The sequence below is a fragment of the Novipirellula galeiformis genome, assembly GCF_007860095.1.
Taxonomy (GTDB): domain Bacteria; phylum Planctomycetota; class Planctomycetia; order Pirellulales; family Pirellulaceae; genus Novipirellula; species Novipirellula galeiformis.
This window is the reverse complement of record NZ_SJPT01000009.1, coordinates 75,158-95,913: the sequence shown is the minus strand read 5'-3', so window position 1 is coordinate 95,913 and position 20,756 is coordinate 75,158. Positions and strand designations below refer to the sequence as shown.

The following is a 20,756-nucleotide window of genomic DNA, read 5'->3' as shown; positions in this document are numbered from 1 at the left end:
CTGATTTATCATTTTGCCTCACATCATTTTGCCTGCAAATTTCTTCTTTGTTTTTGCGGTAATCAACGGATTTGCCGGCGGTCGTTGCGCTAGCTATGATTGGAGCAACGTCAACCGTCGTGGTTAGCGACATCCCACTACCGCAAACCGGGGGAACATGCGATGGTGACGGAACGGCGGCATCGTTTTTCCAAAATGGTTCAATCACCGTTCGCCGCCCGCATATCGCTACCGTTCTGCTACTGAATTGATGCGAGACTTTGAAACCTGGGAAGACATCTGCGACTTTCGCGAACGCCGTGACTACGAAGGTCTCGTCGCGTATTGTCAAGACGATGTTAGGCGATATCCAGACGATCTCTACGCGGCGGAACGATTGGCACACGCCTACGTGCTGAACGGAAACTACGAAAGGGCGATCGAGTTTGGTGCAAGAATGCACCACGATTATCCAGAGATTTCATGTTTTCAACATCACATTCTGGATGCACTCTTCGCGATCGGGAAATCCGAGAATGATTTCGACTGGGTGATCCGCCCGACGATCATTCGATTGGACAACAATGTCGCCGACCGGTGCTATGAGTTTCTTCGACCGAAACATAAGCCGCGACACCTTGCCGACCTTCAATTCGGGATTTGGCACGACGATTATTTTGCATTCACAGACGAAGAGATGCTTAGATACTTGCGGGATGATCCGCGATTTGTAATCGTGGGTAATAGCCCCGTAACTGCGGAGATCACCGTCGCGCGACGCCGGAAGAGCAGGACAACGTGATGCACCGAAGTCCTCGAATTGATCTTGGGCAATGGATGCCCAACTCTCCGTGCCCCGTGATGTCCGCCGTTCTTGCAAGGAATCGTACTCGTGCTCAGGGCGTAGCCCGGTACTCGTGCTCGAAACCGGCGCGGATGAACACGCAGGGCGTCACCGTCCAGGACGATGTGGCGGCGCAAGCGATGCTGCACCGAATGGTTGTGGTGTTGCTCTGGATCGCGATGGAATCTGATGGCGCCGTTGATCCTGAGGCGGGGTTCCCAGCTGCATTCGAGTACGAGTACCGCTTCGCTGAGTACGAGTACGAAATCAGGGCGGTCCGCAAACTCCAGGGACACTTTCAGTACTACAATGACAATTGGGAGATGCTGGTGAAGTTCCGAGAGGCGGCACGAAAGTTAGGTCTTCGTTGGATGCGTCGTAGTCAGAAGGGTCGAAATCTCAGTTGGGAAGCTTACGGCCTTTATCTCGAGCGACACCCGTTGCCGAATCCGGGACAGATTACGGACTTGATCGCGATGGGGAGTGTGAAGTGATGCCAGGTGAGAGGTGTTGGTTGGGAGTCGGATGCGTTAACGGCGCCCTGTATCAATCAAATAGGCGGTTCTGAGACAATTCGGTGATCAATTTGGACAAGGACCAAATATGGTGACACCACAAGGAGAAATCCGTGGCAAACCGTGAACACAAAGCGTATCCTAACATCCGAGAGATCCCGTTCTACTCGCCCGGGGCGGGCGAGCTATACGTTTTACTAATGGAAGATCGCTCGCGCCACCCGCTCAACCGTGACGACGATCCGACCAACAACTCCAACCTCTGACGCTTCCCTGATGGAATCTCCGCGAAATACGAATGGCGTTCAATTACTGTGGTCTGCATTCTTGCTGACAGTGTCGCTTGTTGGATTTAGCTTTCCCTGGACCACACGTTTCTACCTAGCTCCGTTCGGATACCCGGCGTTTGCCCCCTGGTTGTTCATCCCGCTCTTTCTCGCTTCTTTTCACATATTCGTTCGCTGCTCTGCCGTTGAACTTGGCTGGTTGGTACCGCGTAGTTGGGGCAAGGTAGTGCACCCAATCTTGCTCTATTTGCTCGTTTGTTTACTTCTACCTGCTCCTCCCTCAACCAGACTTGGGCTGGGTTTTGCAATCGCTGTTGCCGCTGCCTGCATCGTGTGGGCAGCGTATGCATTGCGAACCGAAAAGAATTCACGACGCATCATACCCGAAAAGTAAAACGGGTAACCATAGCGATGCACTGGAACGGCAAAGTCACGTTTTCGACAAGTTGAGATCTTATCGTCGCAGCCCCGTAAACGGTGTCGTTTGTCCACAATCGCGTGTTTTCAGGCGTACTCGCTGTCGATTGCTTGAAACGGTTTCTGAGATTAGTGTTCATTAGTGCCGATTAGCGGTTCGTGTTTCCGTAGTCTTTAAGCTGCGTGATGAACGCAAGGATTTGCACCCGAACTTGGTCCGCCAAAATTCCTCAGGCCTCGGTTTCCTGAGATTCGTGTTTGATGTCACCGTTTGATGGGTGCGCGGTCGAATTGAACAGGAGGTCGCAGAGCAAACGGAGACGATGGTCAATTCTGCTCTGTTCTCTCTGTTCCCTCCTGTTGGATCATTTTTTCCTGCGGCGAATGGTCCTTGCTTGAACGTGCGCGGACCAATGTTGCGTTGCCGATCGAACGTTGGTGTCGATTTGGTGTGCACTTGTTCTGATGGTGGCTCGTCCGCTCGGACCGTGTGATAACCGCCGTTCCCGCTGTCCATTGCTTGGAACGAGGACTGAGATTAGTGTTCATTAGTGCCGATTAGCGGTTCGTGTTTCCGGATGTTTTGCACCACTAATGAACACTGATAATCACTAATGGTTGCTCTCGAACTTAGCCCATCTGAATTCATCAGGCCTCGGTATCCTGGGATTCCGACTTTGAAGTCACCGTTTGATGGGGGCGCGGTCGGATTGCACAGGAGGTCGCAGAGTAAACGGAGGCGATGATCAATTCTGCTCTGTTCTCTCTGTTCCCTCCTGTTGGATCATTTTTTCTTGCGGCGAACGGTCCTTGCTTGAACGTGCGCGGACCAATGTTGTGTTGCCGATCGATCGTTGGTGTCCATTTGGTGTGCACTTGTTCTGATGGTGGCTCGTCCGCTCGGACCGGGTGATAACCGCCGTTCCCGCTGTCCATTGCTTGGAACGGGGGCTGAGATTAGTGTTCATTAGTGCCGACTAGCGGTTCGTGTTTCCGGATGTTTTGCACCACGAATGAACACTGATAATCACTAATGGTTGCGTTCGGACTTGGCCAATCTGAATTCATCAGGCCGCTGTTTGCTGGGATTCGACTTTGAAGTCACCGTTTGATTGGTGCGTGGTCGGATTGAACAGGAGGTCGTAGAGTAAACGGAGGCACTGGACCGCTCTGCTCCGTTTCCTCCGTTATCTCCTGTTTGTTCTTTTCTGCTCACGGCGAACAGTTCACGTTCAGACTTGCAAGGACGAATGTTGCGCTGGCCAATGAACTCAGGTGGCAGTTGGTGCAATTGGATGGGCGCGGTCGGATTGAACAGGAGGTCGTAGAGTGAACGGAGACACTGGACCGCTCTGCTCTGTTTCCTCCGTTATCTCCTGTTTGTTCTTTTTGCTTACGGCTGACAGTTCACGTTCAGACGTGCAAGGACGCATGTTGCGCTGGCCAATGATCTCAGGTATCATTTGGTGCAATTGGATGTGGCGTGGTCGGATTGAACAGGAGGTCGCAGAGTGAACGGAGACACTGGACCGCTCTGCTCTGTTTCCTCCGTTATCTCCTGTTTTTTTATTTCTGCTTACGGCTGACAGTTCACGTTCAGACGTGCAAGGACGCATGTTGCGCTGGCCAATGATCTCAGGTATCAGTTGGTGCAATTGGATGGGACGCGGTTGGATTGAACAGGAGGTCGCAGAGTGAACGGAGGCACTGGACCGCTCTGCTCCGTTATTTCCTGTTTGTTCATTTCTGCTCACGGCTGACAGTTCACGTTCAGACGTGCAAGGACGAATGTTGCGCTGGCCAATGAACTCAGGTATCAGTTGGTGCAATTGGATGGGCGCGGTCGGATTGAACAGGAGGTCGCAGAGTAAACGGAGACACTGGACCGCTCTGCTCCGTTTCCTCCGTTATCTCCTGTTTTTTTATTTCTGCTTACGGCCGACAGTTCACGTTCAGACGTGCAAGGACGCATGTTGCGCTGGCCAATGATCTCCGGTGGCATTTGGTGCAATTGGATGGGGCGCGGTTGGATTGAACAGGAGGTCTCAGAGTGAACGGAGACACTGGACCGTTCTGCTCTGTTTCCTCCGTTATCTCCTGTTTGTTCATTTCTGCTCACGGCGAACAGTTCACGTTCAGACTTGCAAGGACGAATGTTGCGCTGGCCAGTGATCTCAGGTATCATTTGGTGCAATTGGATGGGGCGCGGTTGGATTGAACAGGAGGTCGCAGAGTAAACGGAGACACTGGACCGCTCTGCTCTGTTTCCTCCGTTTTCTCCTGTTTATTCATTTCTGCTCAGGGCGGACAGCTCACGTTCAGACGTGCAAGGACGAATGTTGCGCTGGCCAATGATCTCAGGTATCATTTGGTGCAAGTGGATGGGGGCGTGGTCGATCCGGCCAGCAAGACAAGCCAACGCCTGCCGGTTTCCGCCGCTCGCTGATCATTATCGTTCTGTTACTAAGACACATGCTCATTCTCTAGCCCAATCGGATTGCTCGCGATGCCCTCACAATCGACGCCGGAGTTCGTCCCCTAATCGGAACGTGGATATCAGATAGGGACCGCACCGTAGAGCACCTTTGCGAAAGCCAGAAGGAAACACTTGGACAGCTTTTTGGCAAGTTGAAGGTGACCTATACAGAGTCTACATACACGACTGAGCTAGACGGTAATCATGAAACAATACCGTACACCGTGATGGGTACTGACTTGCACTGCGTTGTGATTCGCGATGATTCAAAGCCGGCCCCGGACATGGCGATGTTCGAATTGTCGACCTTCACCGAGATACAATTTGACAGCCCTGACTCGTACTGGATCATCACCGCCATCGGTGGATTCACCGAATACTTTCGGCGGGTTCCTGTAACGGGAATCTGACGGCCACGAAGAGCAGAGCAACGCGGGTGCACCCGAGTGTGGTCGGGTGAGGCGCTCGACCGCCAGTGATTGTCGGTTTACCCTCGCGGCACATGGCGGTATCGAATGCTCGTTGGCTGGAATCGCGTTATACTGGTGATCCCGTTGACGATCGTGTAGTGGGCGATCGAGTACCTGTCTTGACCGGGATTTGCTCCGTGAGTGTCGGTTGATCTGCGCATGGATCCTAGACCGGCGGGTTGGCTTCGCCATTATACTGGCTCCGCTACTTTACCGCCTCCGCTACGGCCACCCTTACCCGCTGGCCACCGGACGATCTCCCGCAGGAATGAATGGGGGCTACTTCGGTCTGAACGTTATTTTGTTCGCCATTGGCTGCTATCCTGTGACTAATGAGCCTAACCCAATCAAGATCGACGCGAGTTCTGCGGATGAGCACGACTCGTCGAGAATGGCACAGCCGAAAAATTAAAAAGGACGAGTCAATCATGCTTCGTATTGCGATGGTAGCAATTCTATTTGCGGTCGGTTCTTCGGTATCGGTAGCAAAACCACCAGCGGACACCAACTACGACGAGACAAAAGTTCCCTCCTACGAACTACCAAACGCATTGATTGACAACGCGGGTCAGTCGGTTGGGCGAGACGAATGGGTAGCCCATCGACGAGGGGAAGTACTGCGGATGTTCGAGGATTCGGTCTATGGGAAAACACCCAGTCGAAAATTGGCGGTCAAGTATGAAGTGGTTGAGACTGATTCCAACGCTCTTGACGGGCGTGCCACACGCAAACAAATTGCCGCATTCTTTGGCGATGACCCGTATCGTCTCGACATCTTGATGTACATCCCGAACCAAGCGACGGGGCCGGTTGCTGGATTCGTCGGCTTGAATTTCAACGGCAATCATACGATCCATGCTGACTCGGAAATCATCCAGCGAGGCACGGCAAAGGCTCGCGGCTCATCCGCAAGTCGTTGGCAATTGGAAAAAATTATCGATCATGGCTACGCACTTGTGACGGTTCATCGCGATCAGGTTGATCCAGACAATTATCGCAATGATTTCACTGACGGCATTCACCCCTTGTTCTATGACGAGGGGCAAACGAAACCCGAACCGACCGAGTGGGGTTCCATCGGTGCCTGGGCTTGGAGTTTGTCGCGAGTGCTCGACTATTTGGAAACGGATGGACAGGTCGATGCGTCGCGAATCGCAGTGATCGGTCATTCAAGACTGGGTAAAGCAGCTCTTTGGGCGGGGGCACAGGACACGCGATTCGCCATGGTGATCAGCAATGATTCCGGTTGTGGCGGAGCGGCACTGTACCGGCGTTGCTATGGTGAACGGATTCACCACATGATCAAACCGGTCGGCTATTGGTTCTGTACCAATCATCAACAGTACCAACACCGAGAACACGCCCTGCCGGTGGATCAGCATATGCTGATGGCACTCGTCGCGCCCCGACCGCTCTACGTTGCCAGTGCTACGAACGACGGTTGGGCTGATCCCAAAGGCGAGTACCTTGCCGCGAAGCATGCGGGTCCGGTCTATGAGCTCTTTGATAAACCTGCTTTGTCGCAAAGCCAACCGCCTGTACCCGATCAACCGATTCATACGACAATTGGGTATCACCTGCGGACAGGAGATCATGGTATCACAGCCTACGATTGGGAGCAGTATCTCAAGTTCGCTGACCCGTATTTGAGCAAACCGTGATGGGGGTTTCTGCTCTTGGTCGCACGTATCAAGAGCAGACGAAGTCGTGAATACGGAATGAAGAAATCAAAGAAGTCGGACCCAATACGGTTGGGCACGAAATTTACGCGACGATTTCCACCCGACTTTGCCAGGCGGTCTGCGTCAGCGATGATCTAGGCAGAAGGTCTCCAACAAGCCAGCACTCTCAAAGAGGTTCCGAAAAAGTTCGGTGTGGGGCGGCCATCGCTCGGATCCCAGTTCGAATCGGTGAGCATCGTTGACCGTGAACCGCTTAAAAAGATCGCTGCAACATTGGCCACCGAAGTTCCATCGGCGGATCCGTCTCGATTCGATGTCGTCGGTCATCCACTCACTGCGGTCGATGGCTCTCGGATACGCACCCACTTCGAAACACTTCGCGGCGTTCCTGAACGCATGGATGCGACACCGGCTAAACCCAAAGGCAAGGATGACGAAAGGTCGGTGTTGGCGTCAGGGCTTCCTCGTATCTTGCTTCGCCCTCGCATATCCGCCATGATTGGTGGCAAAATCGAAAATCGTCGCGACGCATGCGAGACACGCATGCGAAGAACTTGCCTGTGGTTGTGTAAGGTTCAGGGCGGAACGGTAACACCAAAGAACGAAATGGGACTGTGTGTATGTCAAAGGGTTTTAAGTTTGATCGTTTGGTGGCACGGCGGGTGCAAATTCCGCTGAAGTCGCCGTTTCGGATCAGCGTGGGCGAAGTGACCATGAAGGACTTCGTGGTGCTCGAAGCCCAATGCGGCCCGTGGGTCGGATGGGGAGAGGCGGCCGTTGACGGCGTGCCCTTCTACACCACCGAGACTTCGGAAACGGCCCTTTCGATCGGCCGCACCGTGTTGGCCCCACTGATGCGATCCCGCGCGTGGAGCGATCCGGAGGAATGGGTCGAAGCGATGGAAGGGATCCGCGGCCACTCCTTTGCCAAGGCGGCGTTTGAGTCGGTGCTGTGGGATGTTTTGGGACAGAGTCGGGGAAGCTCGGTGGCGCACCTGCTGGCGGACGATCCTAGCGAGTCACAGCCGTGGGTCCAGGTTGGGCCGAGTATCGGGATCAAGGGAACGCCCGAGAGTTTGGTCGAGACGATCGCTCAAGAACTTGCCAAGGGATATCGCCGCATCAAGATCAAGGTTTGTCCGGGACAGGACGTGGAATACATCGAGGCTGCCCGAGCTGCCTATCCCGACGTGGAGATGATGGTCGATGCCAACTCGGCGTACCAGCCGCATGATATCGAGCATCTGGCGAGCTGGGATCGCTTCGGGCTGATGATGATCGAGCAGCCGTTGGATCACGACGATCTATGGTTCCACCGCGAACTCTGCCGCAGGATGAAAACGCCGATCTGCCTCGACGAGAGCATTCAAACTCCGCACCTGACCCGCTGTGCACTGGAGATGAAGGCGGCCGATATTGTCAATATCAAGGTCGGGCGGGTCGGAGGATTGGTCGATTCGAAACGGGTTCACGATCTCTGTCGCAAGGCCGGGACGCCGGTGTGGATCGGGTCGCGGTTGGGCAGTGGGATTGCCGAAGCGGGGCGGCTTGCGGCGGCGTCGCTACCCGGCGCCACGTACCCATCAGATGTCGGTGCCGGATTGGCCTATCTGACCGATGACATTGTGGACGACTGGTTCGAGGTTCGCGATGGCTGTGAGGTCAAGGTGCCGGACGGACCGGGGTTGGGAATCCGGGTGAATCGAGACAAGCTTGAAAAGTACAGCGTGGAAACGTACGAGTGGTGAGCGTCGAGGAGCGATCCTGGGCTGTTCAAAGGCGTTGTTTTTGAGCAGCTCCGAGCGATCCTAACCGAGCAAAAACAGGCCGAGGTAAACGCCGAGGTAGGTGCCGATGGCATAGCCTAGCGATCCCAGCAGAACTCCAAGCGGGATCAATTCGGGGGCGCGGAGTGCGCCGGCGGCGGCCGGAGCACTCGCCGCTCCACCAATTGCCGCAATCGAGACGATGGTGCACGTCGCTAGGTCGACCTTCAAGAGCCGCGCGGACAACAACAGCACGAACACGTGCACGGCAATGACCACGGTGGGCATCAGCAATAGGGCTGGCGCGTTTAGCAGGCTGCCGCTCAGCGAAGCCTGGGCCCCGATGATCCCCAGTAGGAAATAGAGCGACGCTTCGCCGAACGTGGACAAGTTGCCGAGCCGTCTGACGCCCGCAAATCGCACCTTCGGCGCCACCGCTCCCAGCAGGATGGCGAACGTCGTCAGGAAGATCACCATGGGGATGAAGACCAAGCCGCGAACCCATTGCTCGAGCACGATTGAGGCTAGGTAGACGATCGTAAAGGCGAGGAAACCGTTGATATAGTCTTCCAGTTTTGGGGCCGCGGACGATTGAACTTCGTCTGCGGCAGCCATCGCGGGCGCGTCGTTGCGGTCCTCCACGCCGATCCAGCGTTCGAGCAGCGGACGCAGCGGCGAGTTATCCAGGGCGAGTAGTGCGCCTAGGTATAGCGTGTACATGATCACCATGGCGGGAAAGGCGGTGGCGCTGAGCGAGCCGGGAACGTCGATCGCCTCACTCACGGCGGCCCAGTTCATCGAGCCTCCCGAATAGGCCGCCGTCGTGCAGCCGGCGACCATCGCGGACGACTCGGTCCCGATCAACGGAGCGCAGATCGCGTGGGCCAGAATCGCGCCGGTCGCAGTGCCCAGACAGCCGATCACAAACAGCAACAAAATCCGGGTGGCAAGGGATCGCAGGATCTGTCCGAGATCGATCGCCAACACCATGAAGAAAATGGCCATGTACAGCGCGGTGGACTGCAAAGGTTTGTACAGCGGGTAGCTGTCCGGGATGATCCCCAGGCTGGAGAGGATCATCGGCACCAGGAAGAGAAAGGGGACGAAGGTGACCTTGCGGATCACGGGGATGCGGGGGATCACCTGCATCAACACCGCTGGACAGGCCAGAAAGATTGCGATCAGGCAAAGTGAAGTCGCAAGCGGATCGCCGCTGAAGAGCGATTCCACAACCGTGGGTTGGTCTGTCACGTTGTCTCTCATCCCGGGTTCTAGAGTTTCTGCAAGAGCAAGAGTAACTGGGTCATCCCGGTTCCCAGCCCATCGGTCTCGATGTATTCGTCGAGGCGGTGGAGATGGAAGCCGCGCGCCAATCCGACGCAAACGGCTGGACATCCCGAGGACAACGGGATGTTAGCGTCTGTCGAGGCGGGGCTGGTGTCGATTTCGTCGGCATCGAATCCCGCTTCGCTCAGGGCGTCGAGGGCGCAGGCGACCAGAGGATGCTCCGCCGGTAAGCTGCCCGCGGGCCGTCGGCCGATGACTTCCCAATTGACGTCGGCGCCGTCGGGGGCGAACGCGCCGCGAATACGCTCAACCTGGGCGACCAGTTCGGCGAGGGCGTCGGGATCGTCCGAGCGAAGATCCAATTCCAAGTGGGCCGACTCGGCGATCGTGTTAATCGAAGCGCCTCCCTGAATCACGCCGACGTTGAAGGTGGTCTTCGGTTGGCGGGGCACGCGCAACTCGGTGAGTTGTTTGGCGAGATCGACGAGCACGTGGATGGCGCTCGGTTGTCCGAAGTCGAACCAGCTGTGTCCGCCGCCGGTGCGGACCGAAATGCGGTAGCGAAGCGAGCCGACGCCGCGGAAGCAGACGCGGCCGAGGAACCCGCCCTCCAAGGCGATCCAGGCGGCGGGAGAAGGACCGAAGCGGCGCATCACTTCGCGGGCTCCGCGAAGATCGCCTTGCCCCTCTTCGCAGACGTTGGCGACCAACCAGCAATCGCGAGCGAGGGTGATGCCGGCTTCGCGCAGCACGCGGGGCAGCTCGATCAGCGCGGCGACCGCCAACGAGTTATCGCCGATGCCGGGGCCGGAAATCCGGCCCAGGGTGCGCCGCACCGAGAGATCGGTCCCGGCGGGGAAGACCGTGTCGAGATGCGCGGTGATCAGAAGGCATTTTTCGTCGCTGGGAATCTCGCCGCCGCTGGGAATCTCGCCGCCGCTGGGAATCTCGCCGCCGCTGGGATTCCCGCCGCCGCCGGGAATCCGACCGTAGACATTGTGCATGTCGTCCATGGTGACGTCGGCGAGTCCGGCTTGGGAAAACGCGTCTTGGACAAACCGAGCCCGCTCAAGTTCATCGAACGTGGGCGCGGGTACCTGTTGAACGGCAATGGCCGTTTCGAGCAATCGATTTACCGTTTCCTCAGAGATCGTCATCAGAGAATTGCTTCCGGGAGGAGCGCGTGCGCGGCAAGGTGGGCGGGAGGGATAAAGGGAGGGCGAGGTACGCGGCGATGTTACCTGCCCCTTACGAGTGAGTCAATTACGGCGGTAAGGTGGCCACACGCTGTCGATCGATCGATTACACTTGTTACCTGCCGCGGCAAGTTAACGAGGGGTGCTGCAGAATTCCGAGTCGGTTCCCCTTCGCCTTGGCTGCCCTCCGCCACGGACGCGGTGCGCTCAGCTCACCGTCCCGCCTGATTAATTTCACCACCCTGCCTGTATTCATTAAGGAACGCATCATGATCAAGAATCATCCGCCCTTCCACCGCCGTACCCTTCACGGGCGATTCTCCGGTGTGGCGGTCTGTCTAGCCGCTTTTTTGTGTTGCCACACGCCCGGACTCAAGGCGGCCGATTTGATGGTCGGTTCCGCCGTCACCAGCATCACGCCCGATGAACCCGTCGCTCTCTCCGGTCAGTTTCATACGCGGATCGCAACGAAAGTGGAGAGCCCCGTCACGGCGAATGTGCTCGTGCTAGAGTCACGCGATGGCGACACGTCGCTGGATTTGGCCATCATGGTCTCCTGCGACTTGGTGGTCATCCGCGAGGACGTCCAAACGCGAATCAGGAATGGGGTTGCCAAAAAGTTGCCTGAAATCGATGTGCAAAAATTGTTTGTCAACGCGACCCACACTCACACAGCACCGGTGATGGTCGAAGGCAAATACGTGCTACCGGACGAGGGCGAGATTCAACCGGCCGAGTATGTTGAGTTTTTGGTGGAGCGGGTCAGCGACGCGGTTGTCGAGGCCTGGACCGAACGCAAGCCCGCCGGCGTCAGCTGGGCGCTCGGGCACGCAGTGGTGGCCCGCAACCGCCGAGCGGTCTACGCCGACGGTTCGGCTGCGATGTATGGCCGCACCAACAAGCCCGAGTTCCGCGGCATCGAGGGCTACGAGGACCACGACATTGACGTCCTCAGTTTTTGGGATGCGGAGAAGAAACCGATTGCGATGGCCGTCGATGTGGCCTGTCCTGCGCAGGAGGTGGAAGGCCGAAAGGCCGTCAACGCCGACTTCTGGCACGAGACTCGGAATTTGCTGCGGAAGCGTTACGGACAAGAACTTGACGTGCTGGGTTGGTGCGGGGCGGCTGGCGACCAATCGCCGCACCTGATGCTCAACCGGGCAGCAGAAGCCAGAATGCTCAAGCTCCGCGGTCTCACGCGACTCGAAGAAATCGCCAGACGAATCGACGTGGCTGTGGGCGACGCCAACGACGTGGCTCAAGGCGACATTCGCACCGACGTCAAACTAACGCACCTGGTAAAAACGTTCAAACTTCCTGTTTGGATGGTCACGGAGGAGCAGAACGCGGCAGCCCAAGCGGAGATTGATCGACTCTCGAAGGACCCCGCCAATTATCGCAGGGTAAAGTGGCAAAAGAAAGTTACCGACCGCTATGAACAGCAGCAGGAAGGCGACGTGTACGAGCGAGAATTTCACGTCATCCGACTGGGCGACATCGCTATCTGCACCAACCCTTTTGAGCTGTTCACCGATTACGGCATCCAGATCAAGGCGCGCAGCAAGGCCGAACAGACGTTCGTGATCCAATTGACCGGCAACGATTCGGGGACCTACCTGCCGACGGTCCGAGCGGTCGAAGGAGGCAGCTACAGCGCGATTGCGGCGAGTTGTCCAGTCGGCCCTAAGGGCGGTCAGGCGCTGGTCGATCAAACCGTTGCCGCGATCAACTCTCTGTGGGAAGAGTAGAGCTTCGATGGGAGTTTGGATGCTTCGTCTGGGGCGAGGTGACGACGGTCATCGTCCCAGGCAAGTCGCAAATCACGAATGTCACGCATGACGTGCGATACGTTTAACCCCATTTTAAATCTAGTTCGGCTTACACAATCGCACGCGGGTGAGACAACGCCAGGTTTCGATTTCGCCAAAGGCGGTGGCTGGCTTAAACGATGCCAGCCCCGCCGCGTGTCGATGCCAATCTAGTGGTTGCTGGACGCCAAGCGTTTGGTGACGCGTGACGCAACTTGCTTGGCGAGTTGCTTGACTTTGGCCTGGTTGTCAATCGCAGGCCACTGTTGGATGTGAGCGGCTTCATCCATCATGCCGGCTTCCTCTAGGCCCATCGTTAGTGCCGTTAATACGTCGTCTTCGTACTGGCCGGTGTTCGCAACTTGCTCCAGTGTAGAGACAAGGTTCCCTTTCGTGACCGGCGAGGGTAATTGGACTCCTTCTTGTGTGTTGCATCCAATTGCGAGCGTTAGTAAGCATAAGCAGATCAATCGCATTGCATATATCCTATTGAGGTTGTGGTGTAGTGATGCAGTGGTCGATCCCCGCGTCGAGGTGGACGACCGCATCGTGAAAGTGGAATGAGAATGGCGGACTAAAACTCGCCCAAGACGTTACCGTCAGAGATGGCGCCCAAGAATCCATATGTTTGCAGTTCGATGTTTTCGCTGATCAACCGCACCGAGCCATCGCCCAGCAAGAATTGGGCGCCGCCAGGATGGGCGCTGGTCAAATTCCAATTGCCCGCGGTGCCGTTGATCGAGTAATACGCCGACGCATTGACGATCGCATTGTTGTGATGGTATTCGCTTGCGGTAGTGCCGCCGATCCAAATCGTCCCCTTCTTGACGAACCCGCGGGACGGTTCGTTGATGGTGCTCCGTTCCCCGAGCATCACGATATTGCTCAAGCCATCGGTCATATCGCGAAATTTCACGAAGGAGTTGTCGTAGAAGGTGCCATTGGCACCGCCGGACGCAATGTAGTGACGGCCTCCGATACCGGTGTAATTCGACTTGGCGTAGCCGTGAACGTTCTCGTTGATGCCGTCCGATGGATCCGAGGGACAGATGAAGGCGGGCAGAACGGTTTTGCCGTAGGGTTGCGGTACATTGGACGTCCCCGTGGTCATCTCGGGAATCGTGTACCAGGGCACAGCGAAAGCACCGGCACTTTTCATGCCATCGAAAATGGCGGACTGTTCGAAGAACGGCAAGATGTGAGCTCCCCAGCCCAAGCGATTTTGGTTCGACGCGTTATCGATCCAGCCTGGCGGCAGCGATTGAAACGTATCGTGATAGTTGTGCATTGCCAGACCCAGTTGCTTCAAGTTGTTGCTGCACTGCATCCGTCGAGCCGCTTCGCGAGCCGCCTGGACCGCTGGTAAAAGCAGCCCCACCAAGACGCCGATAATGGCAATCACCACTAGCAGCTCGACAAGGGTAAACGCAGATTTCGGTGAACGTCGTTTCATGGTTTCTCTCAAAAAGGGTGAAGGTTTTTTAATGGGAATGGGAGTGGTTTGTGACCTGCGAGCGGTTCACGTTATCGCTTGCAAAGTCAATGGCCGCCCAGGGCAGGCCAAAACGCTGAAGAGTGCGTAAGCAGCTTCAGAGAACGTCAGCTCTTTTCGCTGCGATCGGCCGCGCTGCGACTTGGGGCTACGTCAGCTGGATGGCTTGGGTGAACATGCGATCTTCGCCGTCGATCGCGTCGGCCTCGACGCGTAGAAAGACATGTTGGGCGGAGAGTGCTTTGCCCTCGGGTAGCGTCCACGAAAGCGAGTTGCCGGTTTGTTCGTGAATCACTCCATTGGCCGAGATGACGCGCAGCTTGCTGGGGGCTGAGAGCTCCACGGTTAACTTGCTGCCGGTGAATTGAAATTGTTTCAGTTGCAAGGTGCCGTCGAGTGAACTGTAAAAGTTACCGTTGCGATACGCTCGTAAACATGCTGCGGGCATCTCGTTGGGCGGTGTCGCATCGTCAATCAACAACACATTGCGGCCTTGAAAGGCAGGGTCGGAGTTGGCTGCGTGATCGGAAACGGCAAATCCATAGCATCGTCGTCCTGTGGCCAAGACGGCGTCCCATTCGGCCAGCGACCATCCTTTTCCATTGAGGAAATCCGCCGTGTGGTTCCAGATTTCGATTCCCAAAACTCGGGGGTCGAAGTCCAGGAATTCAGCTATCTTCACAGCCGACATGCCGCTCCACGTCGGATGATTGATGGTGATACCGCCACCGGTTTGGAACTGTAACGCATCGATCATTCGCTCGAAGGCTTCACGCCACGGCAGTCCTGTTCCCATGGCGTAGCCATGCCGATTCAAGAAGTAGTAACCGCGAACGTCGAACGTGCCGCTAGCGAATTGTGATCCGACGGCGTTGAAATGACCGTTGCTGTCGGTCATCGAATGGTGTTCTGCATTGGGGCATAAAATCACATCGCTGGGGATCTGAGTAAAGCACGGACCCCCGACTTCAAACGGCATGCTGTCTTGTCGTTTTTGGGAAAGTTTATCGAACCAACCGTTCTCGGGATCGCGGATGATGTCGTTCCAGGCAAACTCGCGCCGAACGTAGCCTTCATTCGCAACCGTGCCGAAGTCTTGCCCCACTTTAAACTGGCCAATTCGTTCGGTTGGTGTGCAAGGTGCCGAGGGGTAATAGTTTGAAATTGCCAAGTGTGTGAGGCCTCGTCGACAGAGCAAGTCGAGCGATTTTTGCGAACGGCAATGAGCGTGCGAAACCGAGCCGACATGGCGACAATGATCCCAGGTGACTTCAGCATAGGGTTGATGGTCGCGTGATAGCGTGTCGCTACTCCAAACGGACGCATGTTGAAAAAGGCCGATACTCGAAGTTGCAGCCGTCGAAAGAAAACGTCTTCGTGACGCAGAGAAATTTGCGGTAGGATTCATGAGCATGGAAATCAATGCGAGGGATTTGCAGTCGGGATGCTGGTAGGGCGTCGGTTGTAGCACGGTCGATTGCGAATCGACAACAATGCCAACCCCGTGCCGCAGAAAATACGCGTTTACTTAACCGTGCCTTCGCAAAGTTCATCAATCACACTCGAGCGAAGTCCAACCACGATCCTGATGACCGGCTGGCTGCCCGCAATCGTCGGATCTTTCCGTTGCTTGTTGTAAGGGCAATGAACCTTGCGTTACCCGACGCGAGTGGGACATTGGCTATCCTGTATGCACGACCGAGCGACCGAAGCCGAATAGGGTGACAGCCGCAAGGTGTCGAGTTCTCACTTAGGGGCACGCCAAAATGAAATCGAGTGCAGCGGAGGATGGCACGCCATTCAAGCATGGCCGTTCCACTGACGAGCGGTGCTGATAGGCGATCCCATCGCTCGTTAGTCGTGAGGATGAATCTGAGTTGGCACGTTGCCTTGGTGTGCCTCTGCTGAAGGCCGAGTCACATTCGCAGTGGATCCGGTAGACATGAGGATTTGTGGAGGATGTCGCCTCTTCGTTCGGAAACGATTCGGTTCATGTTTGCCATTGTTGCTGGTTTTTTAGGTCGTTGGGACTTACGAGCCCCCTGCCCTACATGCCTCCATTTCGCTTCGTTATCAAGGGTTTTGCATGAGATTTCTGCGTGCCGACGACTTGCGTGTTGAGGTGACGGCAAATGGGAAGGATAGGGACAGAGCGTACTTGGATCTGCGTTAGGAGCGGATTACGCTGGGGGTTTCCAATTCGTTTGCAATGTTACGAAGTCGGGTGTGGTATGAAGGTGGCGAGTTACTTTGCTGTCGTGCTGTGTGCTTTATCGGTGACATCGATCCCGTTGCTAGCCGACGATGTTGCGGCCCCGAAAACCCAGCCCGGCGTCCTTCGCTCTCAAGATCGCGACATGCTACGTAAACATTTAGACGACAGCGTGTTGCGTGGTGAAGTGCCTGGTGGCGCTCTGTTACTAATGCACGACGGCGAAACTCTGTTTAAAGAAGGCTTCGGGTTTCGGCATATTAAAGATGCTAAGGTCTTTACGGCGGAAACCCCGTTTCGTGTCGCCTCCATTTCCAAGCCCATCATTGCGACGCTGGTCGTCAAGCTTGCCGCCCAGGGGCGATTGGACCTAGATCGCCCGGTCGATTCGTATTTGCCCGAGATGAGTGAGTTGTTGCTAGAGTCGGACGCGGCTCCAACGAACGTGCCCAGTCTGCGTCAGTGTCTCAACCATACCGCTGGGTTTCGTTCCGATTATGACGAGGGCGGTCGTCCCTGGGTTAGGCTCCAACGTCATGGGTTGACGTTAGCGGATGTGGTTGCTCAGGAAGTCAAGATGCCGATGCGGATGAATCCCGGCAAAAAATTTGCTTACAGCGGGATTGGATATGATATCGCGGGACGGATCATCGAGTTATCGACTGGCACCCTACTGGAAACCGCGATTCAAACGGAGTTGTTCGAGCCACTTGGAATGGCACATTCGACTTACTATCCCGACGAACAGACCGTCGAACAAATGGCTCATTTCTATTGGCGATGGCGGTCCGACGGAAAGTTTCGACGCAGGTTGAATCAAACTCCCATTCCTCCTGGGAAATACGTTTCCGTTGGCGGCGGTATTGTTTCGACACTGGATGATTTGAGCAAGTTTTTGCGGTTGCATCAGAATCACGGTGTCCATGATGGCAAGCAATTCATTCCTCGCGATGCGATCGAAGCGATGTATCGAGGGGATCAACCGGGCGCGTTTTATGGACTCGGTTTTGCGCTTCGATCCGCAGGCAGCGACGGGCTCGCCGACGAGATCTCTCACTCCGGATCGAGCGGCACGCTGATGTGGTTGGATCGACGTCAGAGGAACATTGGAGTGCTGGCGACTCAGCATCGGTTCAGTGATGGCAAGCAGATGCCAGAGTCCGAAAAGCAAATTCCGGCCGATTCACCAAACTGGCTAGCGACAATCAAAAAGGATGTTTTAGACCCGATCATGGATCGGCTTGAATAGTCGGCCCTCCGCGATCGTTCCTTACAACGCTCTCTAAGTAAGAGGGTGTTTTCCTTTTTGTGTTTCCGCGAGGACGTGAAATGCTGCGGAATGCTACGACGGGGCAAAACGCGTTGAGCAACTTGCTCCGCTGTCCCGCCCCGCTCCGCTGTGCCGTCCCGCACTGCCGTCCCGCACCGCTGTCCCGCTTCGTTGGCGACGTGATGCCGGTGGAAAACGAAAACAGCCCCCGGGTTACGGGGGCTGTGATTGGGTTGCCGGTGTTCGCAGGGCCAGGTGAATTAGCGGTCTGCGTAGACCATTGTGCTTTCTTCTTTGGTGACGGGGACCGCCGATTGATCGCTGGTCACGATCGCCTTGACGATGTGAGTGCCTTCGGCGACGCCGCGGACTCGAACGCGATAAACCAATTCGCCGTTCGATGCGAGCACGGGTTTAGGAGCAAAGAACAAACCCCCGCGACCGTCTTCCTGGGCATCGCCATCGGAAGCGATGCGCTCGATTCCAGCCGGCAATTGCAGCTGGACACGAACGTTGCTGTCATCGCGGGAACCACTGTTTTTCACGCGGATTTCGTAGATTGATTCGCTGCCCACTTCGATGGGGTCCGCTGAATCGCTGATTTGGAAGGTCAACTCGGCGAGCGAGTCCACGGCGACCGCACTTTCGCTTTTTGCGATCACGCCTAGATCGGCGCGGGCATCTAAACTGATCTTGCGATTTCCTTCTTCGACGGGAAGCAGCGTCAAGGGAACTTGACCACGTCCACCCTTGGGAAGACTTTCGAGGTACCAAGACACGGTGTGTTGCGTGGGGTCGTACTGGCCTTCGAAGTCGGTGCTCACGAAGGTGAACCCACGATCCAATTGAGCTTTGATCTCGACATTGGTGGCGTCGGCGGTTCCGCCGTTGACGATCTCAAGCTGGAAGGTCGCAGGACGTTCGAGGAAACGACGCGCTGGACCGGCGAGTGCGATTTGTAGCTCGGGTGCGACGATTTCAACGTTGACGGTGTGTTCGGTGGTTAATCCATCATCGGCAACAAGGCGAATGGTGTTTTGAATCTTGCCCGGAGCAACCGCTCGCATGCGGAGCACTTGTTGGCGAGTTTCGCCCGGAGCCAAATCACCTAGCAAGTTGTCGAGTTGTTTACCCTTGGGGTGTTCGAGTCCATCGGGAACATCTTCTTGAACGACCACGCCGGTGGCGGATCCGGTCCCAGGGTTGGAGACTTCGACTTCGATTTCAAGTTGTTGTCCGATCAAGACCTGCTCGGGAGCACGTTGGACGACACGCAGTTCTGGGCGCGTGCTGATCGTACGCACCGAAGCGGCGGCCTCGAATGTGACGCGAGCGACACTGCCTAGTTCGCCTTCTTGCTCGGGAACCAATTGCATCGTCACGGTGCGTTCATCACCGGCGGGCATGGGGCCGAGATTCCAAACTAAGATTTCGCCTTGTTGTTCCGGCAGCGGCGAAGCGTCCACCAATCGCATTCCCTGAGGAACTCGGTCGTGAATTTGAACGTCCAATGCTTCCACCGAACCAACGTTTTGGACATGGATGACAAACGAAGCTGGTTTGCCAACTTTGACTTCACTCGGAGCGCGTTTTTGGATCACGATGCTGGGCGATTGGACGCCTTCGAGATGGCGGTCGCCTGGCGAAGCGAGCGTCGTGTTTGGATTGACACGTACGGGCTGTGCCGCGATGGGGTCGTCAAATTGTTGGGGAGCCGCCTTGGGCACGCGTTGGTCGGTGCCCATCATTCCCGGTTGCGAGGTTCGCGAAGCGATCCGCTCGTTTGCGACAGGGTTGCCTGCAAACGAATCGTTGCCACCGTAGGTCTGTGGCGACTCGGCTGGATAATTTGTGGCTGGGTAATTCGTGGCTGGACTATTGGCAGCAGGAGAGGACGCCGTCGTTGGCATCGCGTTCATGTCGGCCGCAGGCATCGCGGTAGCGGGGCCGTATTCGTTTTGGCCATACGCAGGCGGTTGCTCCATGTTCGCGGTCGCTTGCGGAGCGGGCGATTGGGCCGCGAAGTTGGGTTGTGCGAAATCATTCTGGGCAGCGTTATCGGCGACGGGGGCGTCGTGGTTGGCCGCCACGTCGGCGCCACTGCCGCGAAGCATGTTGCTGGGCTCGCCAGAAAAATTGCTGGGTTCGCCGGAAAAACTGCTGGGCCCGCCAGCAGCGTCGGTCGGAGCCGCAAAGGTTTGTGGGCCCGCAGTCGACGGAGGCATCGCAGCGGTGGGCAATCCCATCGTGGCGACGGAACCATTGTTCAGGGTGTCATTGTTTCGGGTGTCATTGTTCGCGGCGTCCGCTGCGACGTTACCTGAATCGGGCGATTCCATGGGAGCGGCGGCGGAGAACGCAGGGCCGGAGGGCAAGCCGATGCCCGCATTCTCAGGCGTTTGCATTTGGGTGGGGGCTGCCGCTGGAGATGCAGCGACGTTGGGATCAAATCCGGGAGGGGTGAAGCCGCCGGGATCGAAGCTTGGAGCGTCACGTTGGGGAGCCTCCGTTCCGGCTCCAGGCTCAGGATTGGTTTGCGGGTCAGCGCCAGCGAAGCCGTCGCCTTGGATACCAGCAGCATCAAAGGAGGGAGTGTCAACCGGAGCGGCACCGAGTGAGGCGGGGAGTGGCATCGATTCGGGAGCGGCTGCGGCCGGTTCGGTGTACTGTACCTGTGCGACGCCACCACTCGCGTTGGCTTGAGACGAATGGATCGGTTCGGCGTTGCTTAGGGAACCGCTGGGCATGCGCGCCAACAAACTGCTGGGGCCTGCCGCCCCGCTGTTGTCAGCGTATTCTTGATTCGCGTCGGCCTCGATTCCCACCAGAGGCGCAGGAAGCTGGCTGGGCATGCTCGATGCCGACAAGGTCCAGTCCGATTCGTGTCGGTCACTGCGGTCTTTTTGGGCTTGGGCTGCGGCGAGTGCACCGAGCAAAATCGTAACAGCACCAGCGGCAAGTCGTACGCCAAACGGTTTCATGGGTCGCAATCCTTCGCGAGAAATCTAGCCAATCCTATGGCCTAGTACGTATCGTTAGCAAATCTAACGAGGCG

Annotated in this window: 13 protein-coding genes; 7 read left to right on the top strand and 6 right to left on the bottom strand. The window is 56.5% G+C overall.

From position 1 onward, the window contains the following. Positions 1–250 precede the first annotated feature (250 nt). The 5 genes from Pla52o_RS21455 to menC all read left to right on the top strand — a co-directional run bounded on the left by Pla52o_RS21455 (position 251) and on the right by menC (position 8,418). On the top strand, positions 251–781 hold the full coding sequence (locus Pla52o_RS21455; protein ID WP_146596688.1) for a tetratricopeptide repeat protein: 531 nt from the start codon (positions 251–253) through the stop codon (positions 779–781). 134 nt (positions 782–915) lie between these two features. Continuing rightward, complete coding sequence (locus Pla52o_RS21450; protein ID WP_146596687.1) at positions 916–1,317, top strand: hypothetical protein; 402 nt, start codon at positions 916–918, stop codon at positions 1,315–1,317. 3,428 nt (positions 1,318–4,745) lie between these two features. Continuing rightward, positions 4,746–4,928 (top strand): hypothetical protein, encoded by a 183-nt coding sequence (locus Pla52o_RS21445; RefSeq protein WP_231612540.1) that lies wholly within the window; start codon positions 4,746–4,748, stop codon positions 4,926–4,928. A gap of 488 nt (positions 4,929–5,416) precedes the next feature. Next, positions 5,417–6,649 (top strand): glucuronyl esterase domain-containing protein, encoded by a 1,233-nt coding sequence (locus Pla52o_RS21440; RefSeq protein ID WP_146596685.1) that lies wholly within the window; start codon positions 5,417–5,419, stop codon positions 6,647–6,649. A gap of 641 nt (positions 6,650–7,290) precedes the next feature. Next, complete coding sequence (gene menC, locus Pla52o_RS21435) at positions 7,291–8,418, top strand: o-succinylbenzoate synthase (RefSeq protein WP_146596684.1); 1,128 nt, start codon at positions 7,291–7,293, stop codon at positions 8,416–8,418. A gap of 60 nt (positions 8,419–8,478) precedes the next feature. Here menC and Pla52o_RS21430 read toward each other — a convergent pair whose 3' ends face one another. Together Pla52o_RS21430 and Pla52o_RS21425 are read right to left on the bottom strand one after the other, a co-directional pair. Continuing rightward, positions 8,479–9,687 (bottom strand): DUF819 family protein, encoded by a 1,209-nt coding sequence (locus tag Pla52o_RS21430; protein ID WP_197169415.1) that lies wholly within the window; start codon positions 9,685–9,687, stop codon positions 8,479–8,481. Between the two features lie 20 nt (positions 9,688–9,707). Further along, positions 9,708–10,880 carry a M20/M25/M40 family metallo-hydrolase gene (locus tag Pla52o_RS21425; protein ID WP_146596682.1) on the bottom strand — a complete coding sequence of 391 codons (1,173 nt, stop codon included), beginning with the start codon at positions 10,878–10,880 and terminating at the stop codon, positions 9,708–9,710. A 308-nt stretch (positions 10,881–11,188) separates the two neighbouring features. On the opposite strand from Pla52o_RS21425, the gene Pla52o_RS21420 reads away from it, so the two are divergent. Further along, complete coding sequence (locus Pla52o_RS21420; protein ID WP_146596681.1) at positions 11,189–12,667, top strand: hypothetical protein; 1,479 nt, start codon at positions 11,189–11,191, stop codon at positions 12,665–12,667. 230 nt (positions 12,668–12,897) lie between these two features. Here Pla52o_RS21420 and Pla52o_RS21415 read toward each other — a convergent pair whose 3' ends face one another. From Pla52o_RS21415 to Pla52o_RS21405, 3 genes are all read right to left on the bottom strand, one after another. Further along, positions 12,898–13,203, bottom strand: coding sequence for a hypothetical protein (locus tag Pla52o_RS21415; RefSeq protein ID WP_146596680.1), 306 nt, complete (start codon positions 13,201–13,203; stop codon positions 12,898–12,900). A 98-nt stretch (positions 13,204–13,301) separates the two neighbouring features. Then, entirely contained in the window at positions 13,302–14,180 is an 879-nt protein-coding gene (locus Pla52o_RS21410; RefSeq protein ID WP_146596679.1) for a DUF1559 domain-containing protein, read from the bottom strand. A gap of 187 nt (positions 14,181–14,367) precedes the next feature. Continuing rightward, positions 14,368–15,633 carry a hypothetical protein gene (locus Pla52o_RS21405; protein WP_146596678.1) on the bottom strand — a complete coding sequence of 422 codons (1,266 nt, stop codon included), beginning with the start codon at positions 15,631–15,633 and terminating at the stop codon, positions 14,368–14,370. Positions 15,634–16,450: 817 nt separating this feature from the next. Between Pla52o_RS21405 and Pla52o_RS21400 the strand changes: the two genes are divergently transcribed. Then, a complete protein-coding gene (locus tag Pla52o_RS21400) occupies positions 16,451–17,680 on the top strand; it encodes a serine hydrolase domain-containing protein (protein WP_197169414.1) in 1,230 nt (409 codons plus the stop codon). Between the two features lie 281 nt (positions 17,681–17,961). Here Pla52o_RS21400 and Pla52o_RS21395 read toward each other — a convergent pair whose 3' ends face one another. Beyond that, positions 17,962–20,682 carry a DUF11 domain-containing protein gene (locus Pla52o_RS21395; protein ID WP_146596676.1) on the bottom strand — a complete coding sequence of 907 codons (2,721 nt, stop codon included), beginning with the start codon at positions 20,680–20,682 and terminating at the stop codon, positions 17,962–17,964. Positions 20,683–20,756 lie beyond the last annotated feature (74 nt).

Coding starts and splice junctions, on each gene's coding strand:
- Pla52o_RS21455 (WP_146596688.1), top strand. CDS start 251: ATGCGAGACTTTGAAACCTGGGAAGACATCTGCGACTTTCGCGAACGC.
- Pla52o_RS21450 (WP_146596687.1), top strand. CDS start 916: ATGAACACGCAGGGCGTCACCGTCCAGGACGATGTGGCGGCGCAAGCG.
- Pla52o_RS21445 (WP_231612540.1), top strand. CDS start 4,746: ATGGGTACTGACTTGCACTGCGTTGTGATTCGCGATGATTCAAAGCCG.
- Pla52o_RS21440 (WP_146596685.1), top strand. CDS start 5,417: ATGCTTCGTATTGCGATGGTAGCAATTCTATTTGCGGTCGGTTCTTCG.
- menC (WP_146596684.1), top strand. CDS start 7,291: ATGTCAAAGGGTTTTAAGTTTGATCGTTTGGTGGCACGGCGGGTGCAA.
- Pla52o_RS21425 (WP_146596682.1), bottom strand. CDS start 10,880: ATGACGATCTCTGAGGAAACGGTAAATCGATTGCTCGAAACGGCCATT.
- Pla52o_RS21420 (WP_146596681.1), top strand. CDS start 11,189: ATGATCAAGAATCATCCGCCCTTCCACCGCCGTACCCTTCACGGGCGA.
- Pla52o_RS21415 (WP_146596680.1), bottom strand. CDS start 13,203: ATGCGATTGATCTGCTTATGCTTACTAACGCTCGCAATTGGATGCAAC.
- Pla52o_RS21410 (WP_146596679.1), bottom strand. CDS start 14,180: ATGAAACGACGTTCACCGAAATCTGCGTTTACCCTTGTCGAGCTGCTA.
- Pla52o_RS21405 (WP_146596678.1), bottom strand. CDS start 15,633: ATGCTCATGAATCCTACCGCAAATTTCTCTGCGTCACGAAGACGTTTT.
- Pla52o_RS21400 (WP_197169414.1), top strand. CDS start 16,451: ATGAAGGTGGCGAGTTACTTTGCTGTCGTGCTGTGTGCTTTATCGGTG.
- Pla52o_RS21395 (WP_146596676.1), bottom strand. CDS start 20,682: ATGAAACCGTTTGGCGTACGACTTGCCGCTGGTGCTGTTACGATTTTG.